The 16,595-nt window shown below is 68.4% G+C and carries 9 protein-coding genes and 1 riboswitch; of the genes, 5 read left to right on the plus strand and 4 right to left on the minus strand.

Annotated features, from left to right (window positions below):
* Positions 1-5: 5 nt before the first annotated feature.
* Positions 6-4,625 carry an ATP-dependent helicase gene (locus FO044_RS04460; RefSeq protein ID WP_143965947.1) on the minus strand — a complete coding sequence of 1,540 codons (4,620 nt, stop codon included), beginning with the start codon at positions 4,623-4,625 and terminating at the stop codon, positions 6-8.
* Positions 4,626-4,722: 97 nt separating this feature from the next.
* A riboswitch (cobalamin riboswitch) is annotated at positions 4,723-4,840 on the plus strand.
* A gap of 38 nt (positions 4,841-4,878) precedes the next feature.
* Here FO044_RS04460 and FO044_RS04465 point away from each other — a divergent pair.
* The 4 genes from FO044_RS04465 to FO044_RS04480 all read left to right on the plus strand — a co-directional run bounded on the left by FO044_RS04465 (position 4,879) and on the right by FO044_RS04480 (position 7,845).
* The gene (locus FO044_RS04465; protein ID WP_132993919.1) at positions 4,879-5,109 is read left to right on the plus strand and encodes a CbtB domain-containing protein; all 231 of its coding nucleotides are present in this window, start codon (positions 4,879-4,881) and stop codon (positions 5,107-5,109) included.
* A gap of 59 nt (positions 5,110-5,168) precedes the next feature.
* Complete coding sequence (locus FO044_RS04470) at positions 5,169-5,978, plus strand: CbtA family protein (RefSeq protein ID WP_132993918.1); 810 nt, start codon at positions 5,169-5,171, stop codon at positions 5,976-5,978.
* Between the two features lie 6 nt (positions 5,979-5,984).
* A complete protein-coding gene (locus tag FO044_RS04475) occupies positions 5,985-6,479 on the plus strand; it encodes a histidine phosphatase family protein (RefSeq protein WP_132993917.1) in 495 nt (164 codons plus the stop codon).
* Between the two features lie 139 nt (positions 6,480-6,618).
* Positions 6,619-7,845, plus strand: a complete 1,227-nt coding sequence (locus FO044_RS04480) for an acyl-CoA dehydrogenase family protein (RefSeq protein ID WP_132993916.1) — start codon at positions 6,619-6,621, stop codon at positions 7,843-7,845.
* A 113-nt stretch (positions 7,846-7,958) separates the two neighbouring features.
* Here FO044_RS04480 and putP read toward each other — a convergent pair whose 3' ends face one another.
* Positions 7,959-9,512, minus strand: coding sequence for a sodium/proline symporter PutP (gene putP, locus FO044_RS04485; RefSeq protein WP_132993915.1), 1,554 nt, complete (start codon positions 9,510-9,512; stop codon positions 7,959-7,961).
* Positions 9,513-9,522: 10 nt separating this feature from the next.
* Positions 9,523-13,125, minus strand: a complete 3,603-nt coding sequence (locus FO044_RS04490) for a bifunctional proline dehydrogenase/L-glutamate gamma-semialdehyde dehydrogenase (protein WP_132994117.1) — start codon at positions 13,123-13,125, stop codon at positions 9,523-9,525.
* Between the two features lie 105 nt (positions 13,126-13,230).
* Between FO044_RS04490 and FO044_RS04495 the strand changes: the two genes are divergently transcribed.
* The gene (locus tag FO044_RS04495) at positions 13,231-14,859 is read left to right on the plus strand and encodes a PucR family transcriptional regulator (RefSeq protein ID WP_132993914.1); all 1,629 of its coding nucleotides are present in this window, start codon (positions 13,231-13,233) and stop codon (positions 14,857-14,859) included.
* A gap of 9 nt (positions 14,860-14,868) precedes the next feature.
* Here FO044_RS04495 and FO044_RS04500 read toward each other — a convergent pair whose 3' ends face one another.
* Entirely contained in the window at positions 14,869-16,515 is a 1,647-nt protein-coding gene (locus FO044_RS04500; RefSeq protein ID WP_132993913.1) for an FMN-binding glutamate synthase family protein, read from the minus strand.
* Positions 16,516-16,595 lie beyond the last annotated feature (80 nt).

Here is a 16,595-nt window from a genome sequence, read left to right on the forward strand (position 1 = left end):
CGGAGTCAGCGCATCCGGGGGTCGTAATTCATCCGCAGGCCGCGCGGTGTCGAGGCGAATCCCGCTGCCGCGAGTTCGGTTCCGAACGTCGTGGACATGACCGGGTCGCCGTCCACCTGATCGATGTGAATGCGCGGAACGCGGCCGTCCCGGACGGCGTCCGCGACGGCGACGGCCGCGGCGGTCAATGCGTCCGGTTGATCCGTGAAGGTCAGCACCGTCTTGCCGCCGCGCTCGACGAACACGGTCATGGCACCGTCGACGAGTACGACGACGGCACCCGGTTTGCGTCCGGGGCGGTGCCCGCTCGTACGGACCGAGTCGCCTTCGCGCACGGGCCATTCCAGGGCGGCGCCGTACGGGTTCGCGGGATCGGTCGCCGCCACGAGAACGGCTTCGCCGCGTCGCTCCCGAGCCACGTCGAGGTGATCGCGGAGGACGTCGACGGTGTGTCCGGCGGCGAACTGCGCGCCGCCCAGTCCGTCGACGTAGTATCCCCGCCTCACCTGTCCGCCGTCCTCGAACACGGTGAGCGCCTTGTAGATCCGCGAGAAGCCGCCGTCCACCTCCGAGAGGGTGACCGATCCCTTGGTCACCACGCCGTAGCGATCGAGCAGGATCTCGCAGGTGGCCGCGGCCTCGGCGGTCGCGTCGATCACCGGTCGATGCAGGACCGACCAGCGCCCGCCCAGCATCGGACTCGTATGGGCGGTCGGATCCATGCCCGCCAGGTACCGGGACGACAGCCGCGCCGTTCGCAGCCGGGGCGCTCGGCCCCGCACACGGTGCGACGGAGCGGAGGAGGCACGTGTCCGCGGGGTGAGTGCTGCGCGGACCACCGAGAACGAGTCGTTGGTGATCCGACCCGACCAGACCAGATCCCACAGGGCCGCCTGCAGCGATGCCTCGTCCGGTGCCGGGGCCCCTTCGTGGGTGAGATCGTCGCGCAGTCGGGTGGAGCGGAGGGCGCCGCCGCCCGCGAGCGCGGTGAGCACGCCGTCGTGGAGCGGGGTGATCTCCAGGTCGGCGACCGGGCGCAACGTGAGTGGGGCGGCATCGGCGAGGTGCAACGCCACCCAGCCGTCCGAGCCGCCGATCGCGCCGTGCCCCGACCAGGTGACCTCGCCGGAGGCGAGTAGTTCGTCGAGCATCGCGGGCGCGTAGTCCTCGACTCGTGCGGGCAGCACGAGCGTCTCCCACGCGGAGGCGGGGATCGGGTGTCCGGCCAGCTGCTCGATGACCTCCGCGACGCCCGATGCGCCGCGTAGGCGCGAGGTTGCGGTGGCGTGCTGCCAGTCGAGCAGGAAGCGGGAGTAAGCGGCGGGCGATACCGGCTCCACCTCCGCGCGTCCGGCCGCGAGCGACCCTCGACGCAGCTGACCGAGAACATCGGCATGACACCACTGCGAGCCGGGATCGTCATCGCCGAGCGGCACGAACTCACCCTCGATCACGAGGCGGCGCGATGCGAGAGTCTCCAGCGCGCCGGAGACGACTGCCGGCGCCATTCCCAGGGACGCAGCCGCTTCGGTCGTGGTGAACGGTCCGTGGGTGCGGGCGAAGCGGTGCACGAGATCGCCGATCGGGTCGGGGACCGCGGCGAGGAAGTCGGCCGGGACACCGAGCGGGGGCGGGACGCCGAGCCCGTCGCGCAGGCGCGCGGCGTCTTCGATCGGAGCGAACAGTTCACGCTCCCGGTGCCTGACCACGATGACCTGATTGGCCGCCACCAGGTGCGCGAGTGCCTCGGGTACGTCGAGATCGTCGCGTGCGCGCTCGGCCACCTCGTCGGACGTGAGCGGTCCCAGCCAGCGGAGCAGGTCGTCGACATCCTCCCGGTCGCGCGCCCGCCGTTCCGGGGCGAGTCGTTGCAGCCGGCTCACGACGTCGGCGATGACCGTGGGATCGAGCAGCTCCCGCAGATCCACTCGGCCGAGGAGTTGCGCGAGGAGCGCGGTGTCGAGGGAGAGTGCGGTCGCCCGTCGTTCGGCGAGGGGTGCGTCGTCGTCGTAGATGAAGGCGCCGACGTATCCGAGCAGCATGGCGGCCGCGAACGGCGACGGCGAGGGTGTCTCGACCTCGGTGATCCGCACCTTGCGACTGCGGATGCGCGTGAGCAGATCGATGAGCGAGGGAAGATCGTAGACGTCCGCGAGGCACTCACGGACGGTCTCCAGAATGATCGGGAAGTCGGGGAACTTCGAGGCCACCGCAAGCAGCTGCGCGCTCCGCTGGCGTTGCTGCCACAGCGGTGCACGGCGGCCCGGGTCGCGCCGTGGGAGCAGCAGTGCACGGGCGGCGCACTCGCGGAAGCGGGACGCGAACATCGACGAGTCCGCGAGCGATTGCGTCACCTCGTCCTCCACCCGATCGGGGTCGATGAGGAACACCTCGGCGCCCGGCGGCCGGTCGTCGGTGTCCGGAAGCCGGACGATGATGCCGTCGTCGGTTGCCGTCGTCGCACCGTCCAATCCGAGACGGGAGGCGAGTTGTGCGGCGATCGCCGCGGCCCACGGTGCGTGCACTCGCAGGCCGTACGGCGAATGCAGCACCAGCCGCCAATCACCGAGTTCGTCGCGGAAGCGTTCGGCGACCAACGTCCGGTCGGTGGGCAGGACACCGGTCGCCGCTCGCTGCTCGGCCAGCAACGATCCGAGGTTGTTCCGGGCCTGGGCGCTGAGTCCGAGGCGGTCGGCCTGCTTCGTCAACTTCTCGTCGTCGGAGACGCTTCCCACGAACTTGCCGATCGCCGCGCCCAGTTCCGCCGGCCGGCCTTGGGCGTCGCCGATCCAGAACGGCAGGCGCCCGGGCTGGCCGAAAGCAGGGGAGACGAGCACTCGGTCGTGGGTGATCTCCTCGATCCGCCAGCTCGAGGCGCCGAGGGCGAACACATCACCGACGCGCGACTCGTAGACCATCTCCTCGTCGAGTTCGCCGACGCGTCGCAACTGGCCGCCATCGTTCTGCCCGGCGAGGAACACCCCGAACAGGCCACGGTCGGGGATGGTGCCACCGGACGTCGCGGCGAGTCGCAGGGTGCCGCGTCGGGCCGTGAGCGTGCCGGTGCTGCGGTCGTAGTCGACCCGCGGCCGCAGCTCGGCGAACTCGTCGGACGGGTAGCGCCCGGAGATCAGATCGAGGACGCCGTCGTACACATCGCGCGGAAGGTTCCGGTAGGGCATCGCGCGGCGCACCGTCGTGAACCACTCGTCAACGTTCACCTCGTGCGCGGCGGTCGCGGCGATCGTCTGCTGCGCCAGGATGTCGAGCGGATTCGCGGGCACGGTGAGGGATTCGATCTCGCCGCGACCCATTCGATCGACGGTCACGGTGCAGTGGATCAGGTCGGTGCGGTGCTTCGGGTACAGGATGCCCCGGCTGATCTCCCCGACGCGGTGGCCGGCCCGCCCGATCCGCTGCAGGCCCGCGGCGACCGATGGCGGTGTCTCCACCTGGGCCACGAGGTCGACGGCGCCCATGTCGATGCCGAGTTCGAGGGAGCTGGTCGCGACCACGCACCGCAGCCTGCCGGATTTGAGATCGTCTTCGATGGCGGCGCGCTGGTCTTTGCTGACCGATCCGTGATGGGCACGGGCCAGCACGGGATCGGCTCCACCGCTGGTGCCCGATCCCGACACCAGCGAGGGCATGCCGCCCGGCACCTGGGCATTGGACGCAGCGTCGTCGGCGGGTGCGCCGGCGTGCGCGGCCGCGATCTCGTTCAATCGCGCGGTCAGCCGTTCGGCGAGCCTGCGCGAGTTGGCGAACACGATCGTCGACCGGTTCTGCTCGATCTCGTCGACGATCGACTCCTCGATGAACGGCCAGAGCGAGCCCGCGGTCGGGGAGAAGGCGTCGTCGAGGTCGGCCTTGTCGGCGGTCGTCGGAGGCGGCGGGATGTTGGCCATGTCGGCGACCGGAACCTCGACGCGGAGATCGAAGGTCTTCGCGGCGGGGGGATTCACGATAGTGCACGACGACGTGCCGGAGAGGAACTCGGCGACCCGTTCCGCAGGCCTGACGGTGGCCGACAGTCCGATGCGTTGGGCCCGGACGTCGAGCAGATCGTCCAACCGCTCGAGGGAGAGAGCCAGATGCGTGCCGCGTTTGGTCGGGGCCACCGCGTGCACCTCGTCCACGATCACCGTGTGCACGCTGGTGAGCGTCTCGCGCACCGCCGAGGTGAGCATCAGGTAGAGCGACTCGGGCGTGGTGATCAGGATGTCCGGTGGACTGCGTTGCAGCGCACGACGATCGGCGGCAGGCGTATCGCCTGAGCGCACGCCGACCGTGACCGACGGCGGCGCGACGCCGAGTTCCGCGGCAGCGTGCGCGATACCGGTCAACGGCGCCGAGAGATTCCGTTCGACGTCCACGCCGAGGGCTTTCAGCGGGGAGATGTACAGGACCTTGACTCCGGTCCGGTGTTCGGCCGCCGATCCGTCTGCAGGCGATCGGGTCAGCGAGTCGATGGCCCACAGGAATGCGGCGAGGGTCTTCCCCGACCCGGTCGGGGCGATGACGAGGGTGTCGTCGCCGTCGGCGATGGACTCCCACGCTCGGACCTGCGCGGGGGTGGGCCGCTCGAACGCACCCGAGAACCAGCGCCGGGTGGCCGGTTGCATCCGTTCGAGAACGGGCACCGCCCGCGCTGTGCGTCCATGTGATCCCACGCCTCCATTCAATCTCATGGCACCGACAACTCTCGTGCCCGCCTGAGGAGTACGGTGCATTCATCCCGGTGCGGGGAATCCGGTGGGAATCCGGAGCGGTCGCGCCACTGTGAGCGACGCCGTCGAGCGTCGCGAGCCAGATCACCGGCCGGGTGTGCACATCCACGACCCGGACGCATCGATCCGGACGGAAGGCTCGATACTCATGACCGTCTCCTCGATCTCCGCCCCCGAACGGCGGATCGGCACGCTCGCAGTGCCCGATATCTCCGCGGTGAACACCGCACTCTGGCTCACCGCGACGGTGCTGGTGGCCGCCCTCGCCTACTACTTCCTGGGATACGACCAGGGTGCGGTCTCGGTCTTCGGCGACGACACTCACGTGCACGAGTTCGTGCACGATGCGCGTCACTTCCTCGGCTTTCCCTGTCACTGATCGCGCACGCAGCACGATCACGACGCAGAGACGACCCCGAGCAGAGGAAACAAGAGAACATGGAACGCAGATTCATCGGCGCGGGAGTCCTCGCCGGTCTGGTAGCAGGCATCATCAGCTTCGTCTTCGCGCGGATCTTCATCGAACCGCAGGTGGCCGCGGCGATCGACTACGAGGACGAACGATCGCATGCCGAGGCGGCGCTCACCGGAGGTGGACACGACCACGAGCACGAGCTGTTCACCCGGTCGATTCAGGAGAACATCGGAGCCGGTGTCGGCACGGTGGTGTTCGCAGTCGCGATCGGCGCGTTGTTCGCCGTCGCATTCACCGTCCTGTGGGCGTACGTCGGACGCCGGTGGCCCGCAGCTGATCCGCGCACGATCGCGGCAGCGCTCGGCGGTACCGGTTTCGTCGCGGTGATCGGCGTGCCGTACTTCGTGTACCCGCCTAACCCGCCTGCCGTCGGCGATGCGGACACCATCGGCAGCCGGTCGAGCTCCTATCTGACGCTCACGGTGGTATCGCTGATTCTGGCGATCGCCGCAGTCGTGGTGGTGATGCTGCTGTGGTCGCGCCTGGGTGGCTTGCTCGCCGGCATCGTGGGGACCGTCGGCTACCTCGTGGGCGCGACCGTCACGGCGGCGCTCCTCCCGGAGTTTCGCGAGGTCCCGGGGCCGGTGATGGATGGGGACACCATCGTGGGCGCAGGTTTCCCGGGCCAGGTGGTGGCGGACTTCCGCGTATACGCGATCGCCAATCAGGTGCTCATGTGGACCGTGCTGACCGTCGTGTTCGGACTGGTCCTCGGCGCCCTCATGCGCCGGAGTGCGGCAAGCGATCGGCGCCGCGAATCCGTCGCCGCCTGAGCGGTGGTGCACACGATCGTCGTCGCCGGCCGGACTGCGCCCAATCGAGCAGTCCGGTTCGGCGGCGAGAACGACGATCTCGACGCGCGGGGCAGACGCGACGCCGGAGCGCTGAGATCGGGGCTCCCCGCGGAGGCATGCGTGGTGGCCGGTCCGGAGGCATCGGTCCGGCAGACCGCTGGACTGCTGGGCCGACCGTTCGACGTCGACCCGGCATTGCTCTCCCTCGACGTCGGCCGGTGGTTCGGACGGGGGCCGGAGTCGGTGGATCAGGACGAACTGGCCGCGTGGTTCGGCCACCCCGAAGGCGCGCCGCACGGGGGCGAGGCCGTCGCCGACTTCGTGGCGCGCGTCCGGGCAGCGCTCGCGGCGCATGACGACGGGTGCATCCTCGTCGTGGCTTCACCGGTGGCTCAGGCGATGCTGTGCGCGTCGGCCGAGGAGTTCTTCGGTGTCAGGGTGCACCCGGGTTCGATGGTCCGGGTGCCGGAACCTTCGTAGCACTGGCTCGACATCGCGACGAAGCGGACCGACGCGACTCCCTGGTGAGCGGTTCACGCACCCGCGGGGTGCCATGCCACGAGGTGTGGGGTTACAGTCGTGAGCAAAGTAGAACACGTTGCAATTTCTTGGAGGTTCCATGTTCGAGTGGTCCGACGAAGACCTGATGGTCCGTGACGCCGTCCGCGGATTCATCGACAAAGAGGTCCGGCCTCACGTCGACGAGCTGGAGAGCGGCCAGCTCCCGCCGTACGACATCATTCGCAAGCTGCTGTCCACGTTCGGTATGGACGCCATGAACTCCGAGAACCTGGAGAAGGACCTCGCGGCCCAGGAAGCGGGCGAGGAGAAGAAGTCGGGCGGTGGCTCCAACACGCTGGCGAACACGATGTTCCTCATCCTCAACATGGAGATGGCGGGCGTGAGCCTCGGCCTGATCTCCTCGATGGGGGTGTCGCTGGGCCTTGCGGTCTCGACGATCCGCAGCCGCGGGACCCTCGAGCAGAAGCGACGTTGGCTGCCCGACCTGGTCACCATGCGCAAGGTGGGCGCGTGGGCGATCACCGAGCCGGACAGCGGCTCGGACGCGCTCGGCGGCATGAAGACGACGGTGCGTCGTGACGGCGACGACTACATCCTGCGCGGCAACAAGACCTTCATCACCAACGGGCCCTACGCCGACACGATCGTGGTGTTCGCCAAGCTCGACGAGGGCGACGGCACCCCGATGCGCGACCGCAAGGTCCTCACCTTCGTGCTCGATGCCGGTATGGAGGGGCTAACGCTCGGCAAGCCCTTCAAGAAGATGGGCATGATGAGCTCGCCGACAGGTGAGCTCTTCTTCGACGGCGTTCGCCTCTCCCGCGATCGTCTCCTCGGCGAGACCGAGGACACCGGTAAGGACAAGAGCGGGGGCGACAACGCGAAGGCCGGATTCACGGCGGAGCGCATCGGCATCGCGGCATTGTCGTTGGGAATCATCAACGAAGCCCAGCGTCTGTCGATCGAGTACGCCAAGGAGCGCACTCTCTGGGGACAGGAGATCGCCAAGTTCCAGCTCATCCAGCTCAAGCTCGCGGAGATGGAGATCGCCCGCCTGAACGTGCAGAACATGCTGTTCGTCGCGATCGAGGCGGCCCAGGCGGGCAAGCCGCCGAGCCTGGCTCAGGCGTCGGCCATGAAGCTGTACTCGTCACGCGCGGCGACCGAGGTGGCGATGGAGGCCGTCCAGCTGTTCGGTGGCAACGGGTACATGGCCGAGTACCGGGTGGAGCAGCTCGCACGCGACGCGAAGTCGTTGATGATCTACGCCGGATCGAACGAGATCCAGGTGACGCACGTCGCCAAGGGGCTGGTCCGAGGCTGACGCACGCCCGGTGGCGGTGCGTTGTGCACCGTCACCGGGACGACCGTCAACCGGGACGACCGTCAACCGGGACGACCGTCAACCGGGACGACGGGGGCCCGGTCCGGGCGGTATCAGCCCACTGCTTCGGCGACCGGTCGGCCCGGCGCCTTCGCGAGGGCCTTCGCCGTGTCGAACTCGTCGTCGATCTCCGCGTTCGGGCGATAGGTCGCCAGGCTGACGATCACCGCCGCGATGATGCTGGCGGCCACACCCGGAATGATCTCGTAGACGTCGTTGAGCCAGGACTCGCCCCAAGTGAGCCACGACTGACCCCACGCGTAGGCGACGACGGCGCCGACGATGATGCCCGCCAGAGCGCCCCAACGGGTGAGCCGGCGCCAGTACAACGACATGACGACCGTCGGGCCGAACGCCGAACCGAACCCGGCCCAGGCGAAGGCCACCAGATCCAGAATGCTGTTCGACGGCGACAGCGCCAGCAGTGCGGCGATGATCGCGATGCCGAGCACGCCGATTCGGCCGAGGCGGACGTAGGTGATCTCCGCGAGGTCGCGGCCTCGGCCCGACTTCTCGGCAACCAGCTTGTAGAGATCCTCGATCAGAGCCGATGAGCACACGATGAGCTGTGACGAGATGGTGGACATGATCGCGGCCAGGACGGCGGCGAGAACGAGACCTGCGATGAACGGGTGGAACAGGATCTGCGACAACGCCAGGAACACCGTCTCGGCGTCGTCGGGGGCTTCGGCGGTGTGCTCGGCGAAGTACGCGATCCCGACCAGGGCGGTGCCGACGGCGCCGATCGCACACAAGAACATCCAGCCGATGCCGATGCGGCGCGCGACGCCGGCTTCGGCCGGAGAGCGCAGTGCCATGAAGCGGACGATGATGTGCGGTTGGCCGAAGTAGCCCAGACCCCATGCGGCCGAGGAGATGATGGCGATCGCCGAACTGCCTGCGAAGAAGCTCAGGTGAGTGGGATCGACGGAGCGGACGCCGTCGAGCGTCGCACCGATGCCGCCAAGGTTGATGATGCCGATGATGGGGACGGCGAGAAGGGCGATGACGACGAGGACACCCTGCGCGACGTCGGTGAGGGAGGCTCCGAGGAAACCGCCGAACAGGGTGTACAGCATGGTGATCGCCGCAACGATCAGCATGCCGAGCGTGTAGTCGACGCCGAATGCGCTGTCGAAGAACTTGCCGGACGCCACCATGCCGCTCGACACGTAGAAGGTGAAGAACACCAGGATGATGACTCCGCACGTGATGCGGAGGATCCGAGACGAGTCGCGGAGCCGGTGCTCGAAGAAGCTCGGGATGGTGATCGAGTTTCCGGCGACCTCGGTGTACGCGCGCAGGCGCGGAGCGGACATCTTCCAGTTCGCCCATGCGCCGACGAGCAGGCCGATCATGATCCAGGCTTCGGAGAGCCCGGACAGGTACATCGCACCGGGCAGCCCCATGAGCAGCCAGCCTGACATGTCCGATGCGCCGGCCGACAGCGCCGCGATCCACGGTTTGAGTCCGCGATCGGCCAGCATGTAACCGTCGAGGTTGCTCCGGGTCTTCCGGTACGCGTACCAGCCGATGCCGAGCATGGCGGCGAAATACAGGACGACGGCGAAGATCTGAAACGCATTGCCGTCGGACTCTATGGACATCGGAACTCCCTCAGTGGTCGGCTGGAGACGAGATGGAGATTCCCCCGGGGCGAGGGCATGCGGGTGAGCATAACGCGGCTGCCAGCTCGTGGAACGCGTGATTCGGATTGCCGAATCGATGAAGGGTCATCGACACCGCCTGCTCGGCCAGCCAGTAGCGCAGCTCCACTCGCCCCGACGAGGTGACGGCGTCGTCCAGGAGCGCCACATCGGGGCGCGCGGCTATCGCCTCGCGGATCGGTGACGGCACAGAGCCCACCGTCCGGATACGCGGCACGGTGGTGGTCGTCAGCGAGGACCGAAATGCGTGGTCGTCGGCTTCCTGCACATCGAGGCCCGCCCGCGCGGCAGCCTGCAGTACGTGCGCGGTGGCGATCCGGAGCCCCGGAGCGACGGAGATCGTGATGTCGGCATTCGCGCGCAGTGCCGCCGCGATCAGACGGGCGGTGTGCGCCGCTGACGCGTCGGCCGACACCCGGAGCAGCACGCGAGAGCGGCAGTAGCGGAACACATTCGCCTCGCCGCTGAGTCCGGTCTCGTCCCGCGGCGTCCCGAACTCCGCGTGCCATGCCCGGTCGTCGTCGGCGAGGGCGGTTGTCAGCCACTGCGCGTCCGCGGACTCGAGTGCATGGCCGGCCTCGCCGGCGAAGTCCGCGACGACGGGCAGGGCGGGGGCAGCCGCAGCCCGCGGAGTCGGGTCGTCCGTCCACGTGCCCATCAGCATCAGGTAGTTCGGTCCACCAGCCTTGGACCCGAGGCCGACCGACGATCGCTTCCAGCCGCCGAACGGCTGCCGCCGAACGATCGCGCCCGTGATGCCGCGGTTCACATAGAGGTTGCCCGCCTGCACGCGGTCCAGCCACGTGCGGACCTCCCGGGGCTCGAGTGAGTGGAGGCCGGCAGTGAGGCCGAAGTCGGGCCGGTTCTGCAGGTCGATCGCATCATCCAGGTCGTCGGCGCGCATGAGCCCGAGGACCGGGCCGAAGCACTCGGTGAGATGGAAGAACGACCCAGGTGAGACACCGTCCTTGATTCCCGGGGACCAGAGCCGTCCGGTGCCGTCGAGTCGACGCGGTTTCAGCAGCCAGGTCTCACCAGGTTCCAGAGTCGTCAGGGCACGGATGAGCTTGTCGCTCGGGGCCTCGGTCAGCGGTCCCACGGTCGACGACAGGTTGGTGGGCCAGTCGGTGACGATCGAGGACGCGGCGTCCACCAACTGGCGTCGAAAACGCGCCGACTCGTAGACGCTGCCGACCAGAATGGCGAGTGAGGCCGCCGAGCATTTCTGGCCCGCGTGCCCGAACGCGCTGTGCACGAGGTCGGCGATGGCCAGATCGCGGTCGGCGGACGGGGTGATGACGAGAGCGTTCTTGCCCGACGTCTCGGCGTTGACCTGCAGGTCGGTGCGCCAGGACTGGAACAGGGCGGCCGTGTCCGATGCACCGGTCAGAATCACCCGGTCCACGTCCGGATGGCTGATTAGTCGTCGGCCTGCGGGCCCCTCGTCGGGGAACACTCCGTGGAGGACGTCGTCGGGAACACCTGCCTCCCATAGCGTCTCGAGGATCGCCATCGAGCACCGCGGGGTCGGGGCAGAGGGCTTGTGGATCACGGACGTACCCGCGGCGAGCGCTGCGAACGTGCCACCGGCGGGGATGGCGATGGGGAAGTTCCACGGCGGAGTCACCACGACGACGCGGTCGGGAGTGAACTCGGCGCCATCGATCTCGTCGAGTTCGAGTGCACGATGCGCGTAGTAGCGAGCGAAGTCGATGGCCTCGGAGATCTCCGGATCGGACTGCGCCACCGACTTTCCCGCTTCCGCGGCAGCGAGGGAGACGAGATGCCCGCGCCGGTGAGCCAGCAGATCCGCGGCACGGTACAGAATGATCGCACGCTCCCGAGCCGACCTCGAGGCCCACGCCGTGGCCGCGGCGCGAGCCTCGGCGACGAGTGCGTCGACGTCGTGCTCGGCGATCGACCGGGGGACCGGCTGCGCGTCGAGCCACCCCGGCTCCGCACCGCGCTCGATCGCGTCGCGTGCCCACGCCTGATTGGCGGGAAGTGACGGGTCGGTGTCGGGTTCGTTGCGGAAGGCGGGCAACAGCGGTGCGGGCAGCGATGCGGGCGACGGTGCGGGCGATGGGCGATCGTCATCGAAGGCATGGGGTTCCCCGGCCTCGTACGCGGCCCGGTCCTGCCGATGATTCGCCCCAGGCGGGGTGTGACCGCCGTCCGTGAGAATTCGCGAGAGCCCGTCGACACTGCTTCGGAACCGGTCGGCTTCGCGGACGAAGACCTCGCTGCCGGGCTTCAGGTCGAAGATGCCGGACATGAAGTTGTCCGAGGTGGCGTTCTCCTCGAGACGGCGCACGAGATATGAGATGGCGACGTCGAACTCGCTCGGCTTCACCGTCGGCACGTACAGCAGCAGGCGACCGACGTCGGTGCTGACCACCTCGGCCTGTTCGGACGCCATGCCCTGCAGCATCTCGAACTCGACGCGGTCGGCGACGCCGCGCTGCTCGGCGAGGAGATGGGCGAAGGCGATGTCGAAGAGGTTGTGACCCGCGACGCCGATGCGCATGCCCGCCATCGCCCCGTCACGGAGGAGCCAGTGCAGGACCAGTTTGTAGTTGGCGTCGGTCGCGGCCTTCGACTCGCACGTGACCTGCGGCCAGCCCGCCGATTCGGCGTGCACGGTCTCCATCGCCAGGTTGGCGCCCTTCACCAATCGGACCTTGATCCCGGCTCCGCCGCGAGCGACGCGGTCGGCAGCGAACGCGGACAGGCGTTGCACGGCGCCGAGGGCGTCCGGAAGGTACGCCTGGAGCACGATGCCGCCCTCGTATTCGTGCAACGCCGGATCGGACAGGAGGCGGGTGAACACCGCGATGGTCAGATTCAGGTCCCGGTACTCCTCCATATCGAGGTTGATGAACTTGGTTCCCGCTCGGGATGCCGCAGCCTCCAGGTACATGGGTGCGAGGCGCTCAACGACGTAGTCGACGGTCTCGTCGAACGCCCACATCGAGATCTGCGACGCGACCGACGAGACCTTGATCGACACGTAGTCGACGTCGCTGCGGCGCAGTAGTGCGCGGGCGGCGGCGAGATGATTGTCGGCCTCGCCGTCGCCGAGAACGGCCTCACCGAGCGGATTGACGTTGAGGCGATGGCCGGAGCCGCGCAGGGTCTTCACGGCCTTCGAGAACGGCCGGTTGCGGGCGTCGACGATCATGTGACCCACCATCGATCTCATCCGAGCGCGCGCGATGGGAATGACGACCTGCGGAAACCGTCCGGCCAAGGCGGCCCCGGTGCGCAACTGGACTCTGTCGAGCACACCGAGTGACGACGGCGCCTCGGCGACGAGTTCGGTGAGGGCCTGCGCGGCTGCTGTCGTGTCCTCGACACCGATCACGCGATCGACGAAGCCGACGGTGAAGTCGAGGCCTCGCGGATCGGAGAGGACGGCGGCCAGGCGGCGTGCCGAGGCGTGCGGTGGCGCGTGCAGGACCTCGGCGGCGTGGAGCCAGGTCGTCACCTGTGCACGTGCGCGAGTCGCCAGTGCGGCCAGATCGGTGGCGTCGATACTCGGCGTGGTCGTCATGTCCATCAGTAGACCTCTGAAAACGACGACCTTCGTCGTTCAGATGCACGACTTCTTTCCTGGTTCCTTGTCCGATTGCACGAGTGGAGTGCGACACTCACGGTCATGGCGCAGCAGACCGGTCCGGTACTGGGGGATGTCATCGCAGCACTGGACACCGCGGTCCACTGGACCGAGACCGATGCGGGTGAGCAGCCCCGAGTCGGGCGGGTTGCGATCCTGGACGCCGACGACCTGGCGTCGGGGACGAGCATGCCCACCGACCTGGCACTGCTCGTCGGAGTCGACGCCGCGAGCGTCCGGACGTGGCTCTCCGAGCCGGGCGAGCAGAAGCCTGCGGCTGTGCTCACGAAGGCGTTCGGCAGGGCAGACGAGGCACGGGACCTCGTGGCGGATTCCGGCGTCGCCCTGGTCGGGCTGGATGTGCGAGCACGCTGGGACCGGGTACTGGCGTCGGTCCAGGCGACGGTGGATCGCGCACACCAGGAGGCGCTGGTACCCGCCGGGTTCGGCGCGCCGGTCGACGTCGATCTCACCGGACTCGTCGGACTCGTCGCGCAGGGCACCGGTGGTCTGGTGTCGATCGAGGACGCCACCAGTGCCCGAGTGCTCGCGTACTCACCGTCCAACGGCGCGGCCGATGATCTTCGGGTGCAGACGATCCTGGGGCGGGAGGGTCCGACCGTCTACCTGGCGCTGCTGCGCGAGTGGGGCGTGTTCGACGCGATCCGCAAGGGCGGCGAGGTGGTCGATGTTCCGGAGCATCCGGAACAGGCGATGCGCAGACGACTGGTGGTCGGCGTGCACAGCGGCGCGGGCAGGCACCTGGGGTCGATCTGGGTACAGGAAGGGGCTGCGCCGTTGTCGGTCGACGCCGCCGAGGTGCTGCGCGGTGCCGCTGCGGTCGCGGCCCGCATCCTGACCCGGGAGATGCAGGCTCCGTCGACCGAGATGCAGATAGTGGAGCGTCTTCTCGGCGAGCACGGCGGGATCGACGCATCGTCGGCCGGCGCGTACCTGCGCTGGCCCACCGACGACGCGGTAGCGGTGGTCGGCGTCGCGGCCGCCGGTGAGTCGATCGCCGGACACTCCGACGAGATGGCGTCGGTCGGCGGTTCGCTGCGCCTGCACGCGAGTGCGTTCGCGCCGTCAGCGCTCACGGCGGTCATCGGCGAACGTGCGTACCTGTTGATGCCGGCGGCCGCAGTCGAGCCCGTCACCCGGTGGGCCCGTGGGCTCGTGGCCCGGTTCGACGGCGATCCATCGCTGCAGGGATCGCAGCTGCACGCCGCCGTGGTTCATCCGGTCGGCGGGCTGGCCGGGGTGGCCGGGGCGCGGGACGAGGTGGACAGGGTTCTGTCGGCGACGTCCATGCCGCGCGGCGACCGCGTCACCACGCTCGCGCAGGCACGCACCGCGGTGCTGCTGGGCGAGATCGTCGACGCCATCGTCGACCGCGACGAGTTGGTGGATCCGCGTGTGGCCGCGCTGGGCGCATACGATGCCGTCCACGCCTCACAGCTCGTTCCGAGTCTGCAGGCGTACCTCGACGCCCACGGCAACGTGCGTGATGCGGCACGCCGGTTGGACATCCACCCCAACACTCTCCGCTACCGCATCGACCGTGCGCAGCAGATGTCCGGACTCCGACTCGACGACCCGGCCGACCGGCTCCTGACCGCGCTTCAGCTCGCCGCAGGATTCGCGGCCCGCGGCGGCGGTCGGGACCGCTGATCGCGGCTGTTACACCGCCAGCCAGGTTCGGCCCGGGGTGGCGATGAGGCTGGTGTCGGCCTCGCGGGTGCTCGACAGCACGAACGAGTCCGCCTGCGCATGCTCCCAGTCGAAGCGCCACGACTCGGGCGGATTCTCGAGCAGCTGGCCGGGGCTCAGCCACTCGTAGAGCTCGGCGTACGACCGGGCTTCGTTCGCCTGAACCGTTCGCATCAGCATCGACGGCTGCAGATCGTCGAAGCTGCTCAGGCCCATCGACGCGACCAGTTGCTTCGCGTTGTCGACCACGTTGCGCTGCAGGTTGTACACGCGTTCGGTCTTATCGGGTACGTCGAGCGAGCGCGCGCGCCGGGGATCCTGGGTCGCCACCCCGGTCGGACACGTATTGGTGTGGCACTTCTGCGCCTGGATGCAACCGACGGCCATCATCATCGCCCGTGCCGCCAAGGTGAAGTCGGCGCCCTGCGCCACTCGCTTCACGATGTCGATGCCGTTCGTGATCTTGCCGGACGCACCGATGTAGATGTCATCCCGGATCCCGGTGCCCACCAATGCGTTGTGGACGGTCATCAAGCCCTGAGTCAGCGGGATCCCGACGTGGTCCTCGAACTCGATCGGCGCTGCGCCGGTACCGCCCTCGGAACCGTCGACGATGATGAAGTCCGGTGCGATGCCCGTCTCACGGATCGCCTTGCAGATACCCAGGAACTCGCTCCTCGAACCGACGCAGAGCTTGAACCCGATCGGTTTGCCATCCGACAGCTCCCGCAGCTCCGCGATGAACCGGCATAATCCGGCCGGCGTCTGGAAGGCGTTGTGCGACGGCGGTGAGACGACCGTCCGCCCGACCGGCACGCCGCGGATCTCGGCGATCTCGGCACTGACCTTCGCGCCGGGCATCACTCCGCCCAAACCGGGTTTGGCGCCCTGGGACAGCTTGATCGAGATGCACTTCACGCTCGAATGCGCGGCCTTCTCGCGGAAGGTCTCGGGATCGAAACGGCCGTCGTGGGTCCGGCAGCCGAAGTAGGCCGTGCCGATCTCCCAGATCAGGTCGCCACCGGGGTTCAGGTGGTACGGACTCAGGGCGCCCTCGCCGGTGTCGTGGGCGAAACCGCCGCGTGCGGCGCCGCCGTTGAGTGCGAGAATCGCGTTGGCGGAGAGCGACCCGAAGCTCATCGCCGACACGTTGTACATCGCCATGTCGTACGGCTGAGTGCAGTCCGGACCGCCGATCCGGACTCGAGGTGCGCCTGCGGGTGCGGGCTGAGCGGTCATCGAGTGGCGGACGAACTCGTAGCCGACGGCGTTCACATCACGCTCCGTGCCGAACGGGTCGACGTCCTTGACGTTCTTGGCGCGCGCGTAGATCACCGATCGGGTGTCCCTGTCGAACGGTGTGCCGTCGGTGTCGCGCTCGATGAAGTACTGCTGGATCTCCGGCCGGATCAGTTCGAGGAGGTACCGGAAATGGCCGAGAACCGGGTAGTTGCGGAGGATGCTGTGCCGCCGCTGGAACAGGTCGTACGTGCCGAGCAGCGCGATTAGCAGCAATGGAACGGTAAGAAACAGCCACCAGGCGGAGAACGCGAATACCAGCAGAAGGGTCAGTCCGGCCACGATCCACGTACCGAGTATTGCCAGCCATCTGCCCATCGAGCGCTCCCTGCAGTCGTCATCACGGTGCCACAGGCGGCCGCAGCAACCGTGGCCGCGAGTGTGATCTCCACGCTAGT

Origin of the sequence: Gordonia zhaorongruii, assembly GCF_007559005.1 — a bacterium.
In the GTDB taxonomy this organism is placed as follows: Bacteria; Actinomycetota; Actinomycetes; order Mycobacteriales; family Mycobacteriaceae; genus Gordonia; species Gordonia zhaorongruii.

What these genes read in the sequence shown, in the direction of transcription:
- FO044_RS04460 (WP_143965947.1), bottom strand. Translation starts at nt 4,625, where the DNA reads ATGCAACCGGCCACCCGGCGCTGGTTCTCGGGTGCGTTCGAGCGGCCC.
- FO044_RS04465 (WP_132993919.1), top strand. Translation starts at nt 4,879, where the DNA reads ATGACCGTCTCCTCGATCTCCGCCCCCGAACGGCGGATCGGCACGCTC.
- FO044_RS04470 (WP_132993918.1), top strand. Translation starts at nt 5,169, where the DNA reads ATGGAACGCAGATTCATCGGCGCGGGAGTCCTCGCCGGTCTGGTAGCA.
- FO044_RS04480 (WP_132993916.1), top strand. Translation starts at nt 6,619, where the DNA reads ATGTTCGAGTGGTCCGACGAAGACCTGATGGTCCGTGACGCCGTCCGC.
- putP (WP_132993915.1), bottom strand. Translation starts at nt 9,512, where the DNA reads ATGTCCATAGAGTCCGACGGCAATGCGTTTCAGATCTTCGCCGTCGTC.
- FO044_RS04490 (WP_132994117.1), bottom strand. Translation starts at nt 13,125, where the DNA reads ATGACGACCACGCCGAGTATCGACGCCACCGATCTGGCCGCACTGGCG.
- FO044_RS04495 (WP_132993914.1), top strand. Translation starts at nt 13,231, where the DNA reads ATGGCGCAGCAGACCGGTCCGGTACTGGGGGATGTCATCGCAGCACTG.
- FO044_RS04500 (WP_132993913.1), bottom strand. Translation starts at nt 16,515, where the DNA reads ATGGGCAGATGGCTGGCAATACTCGGTACGTGGATCGTGGCCGGACTG.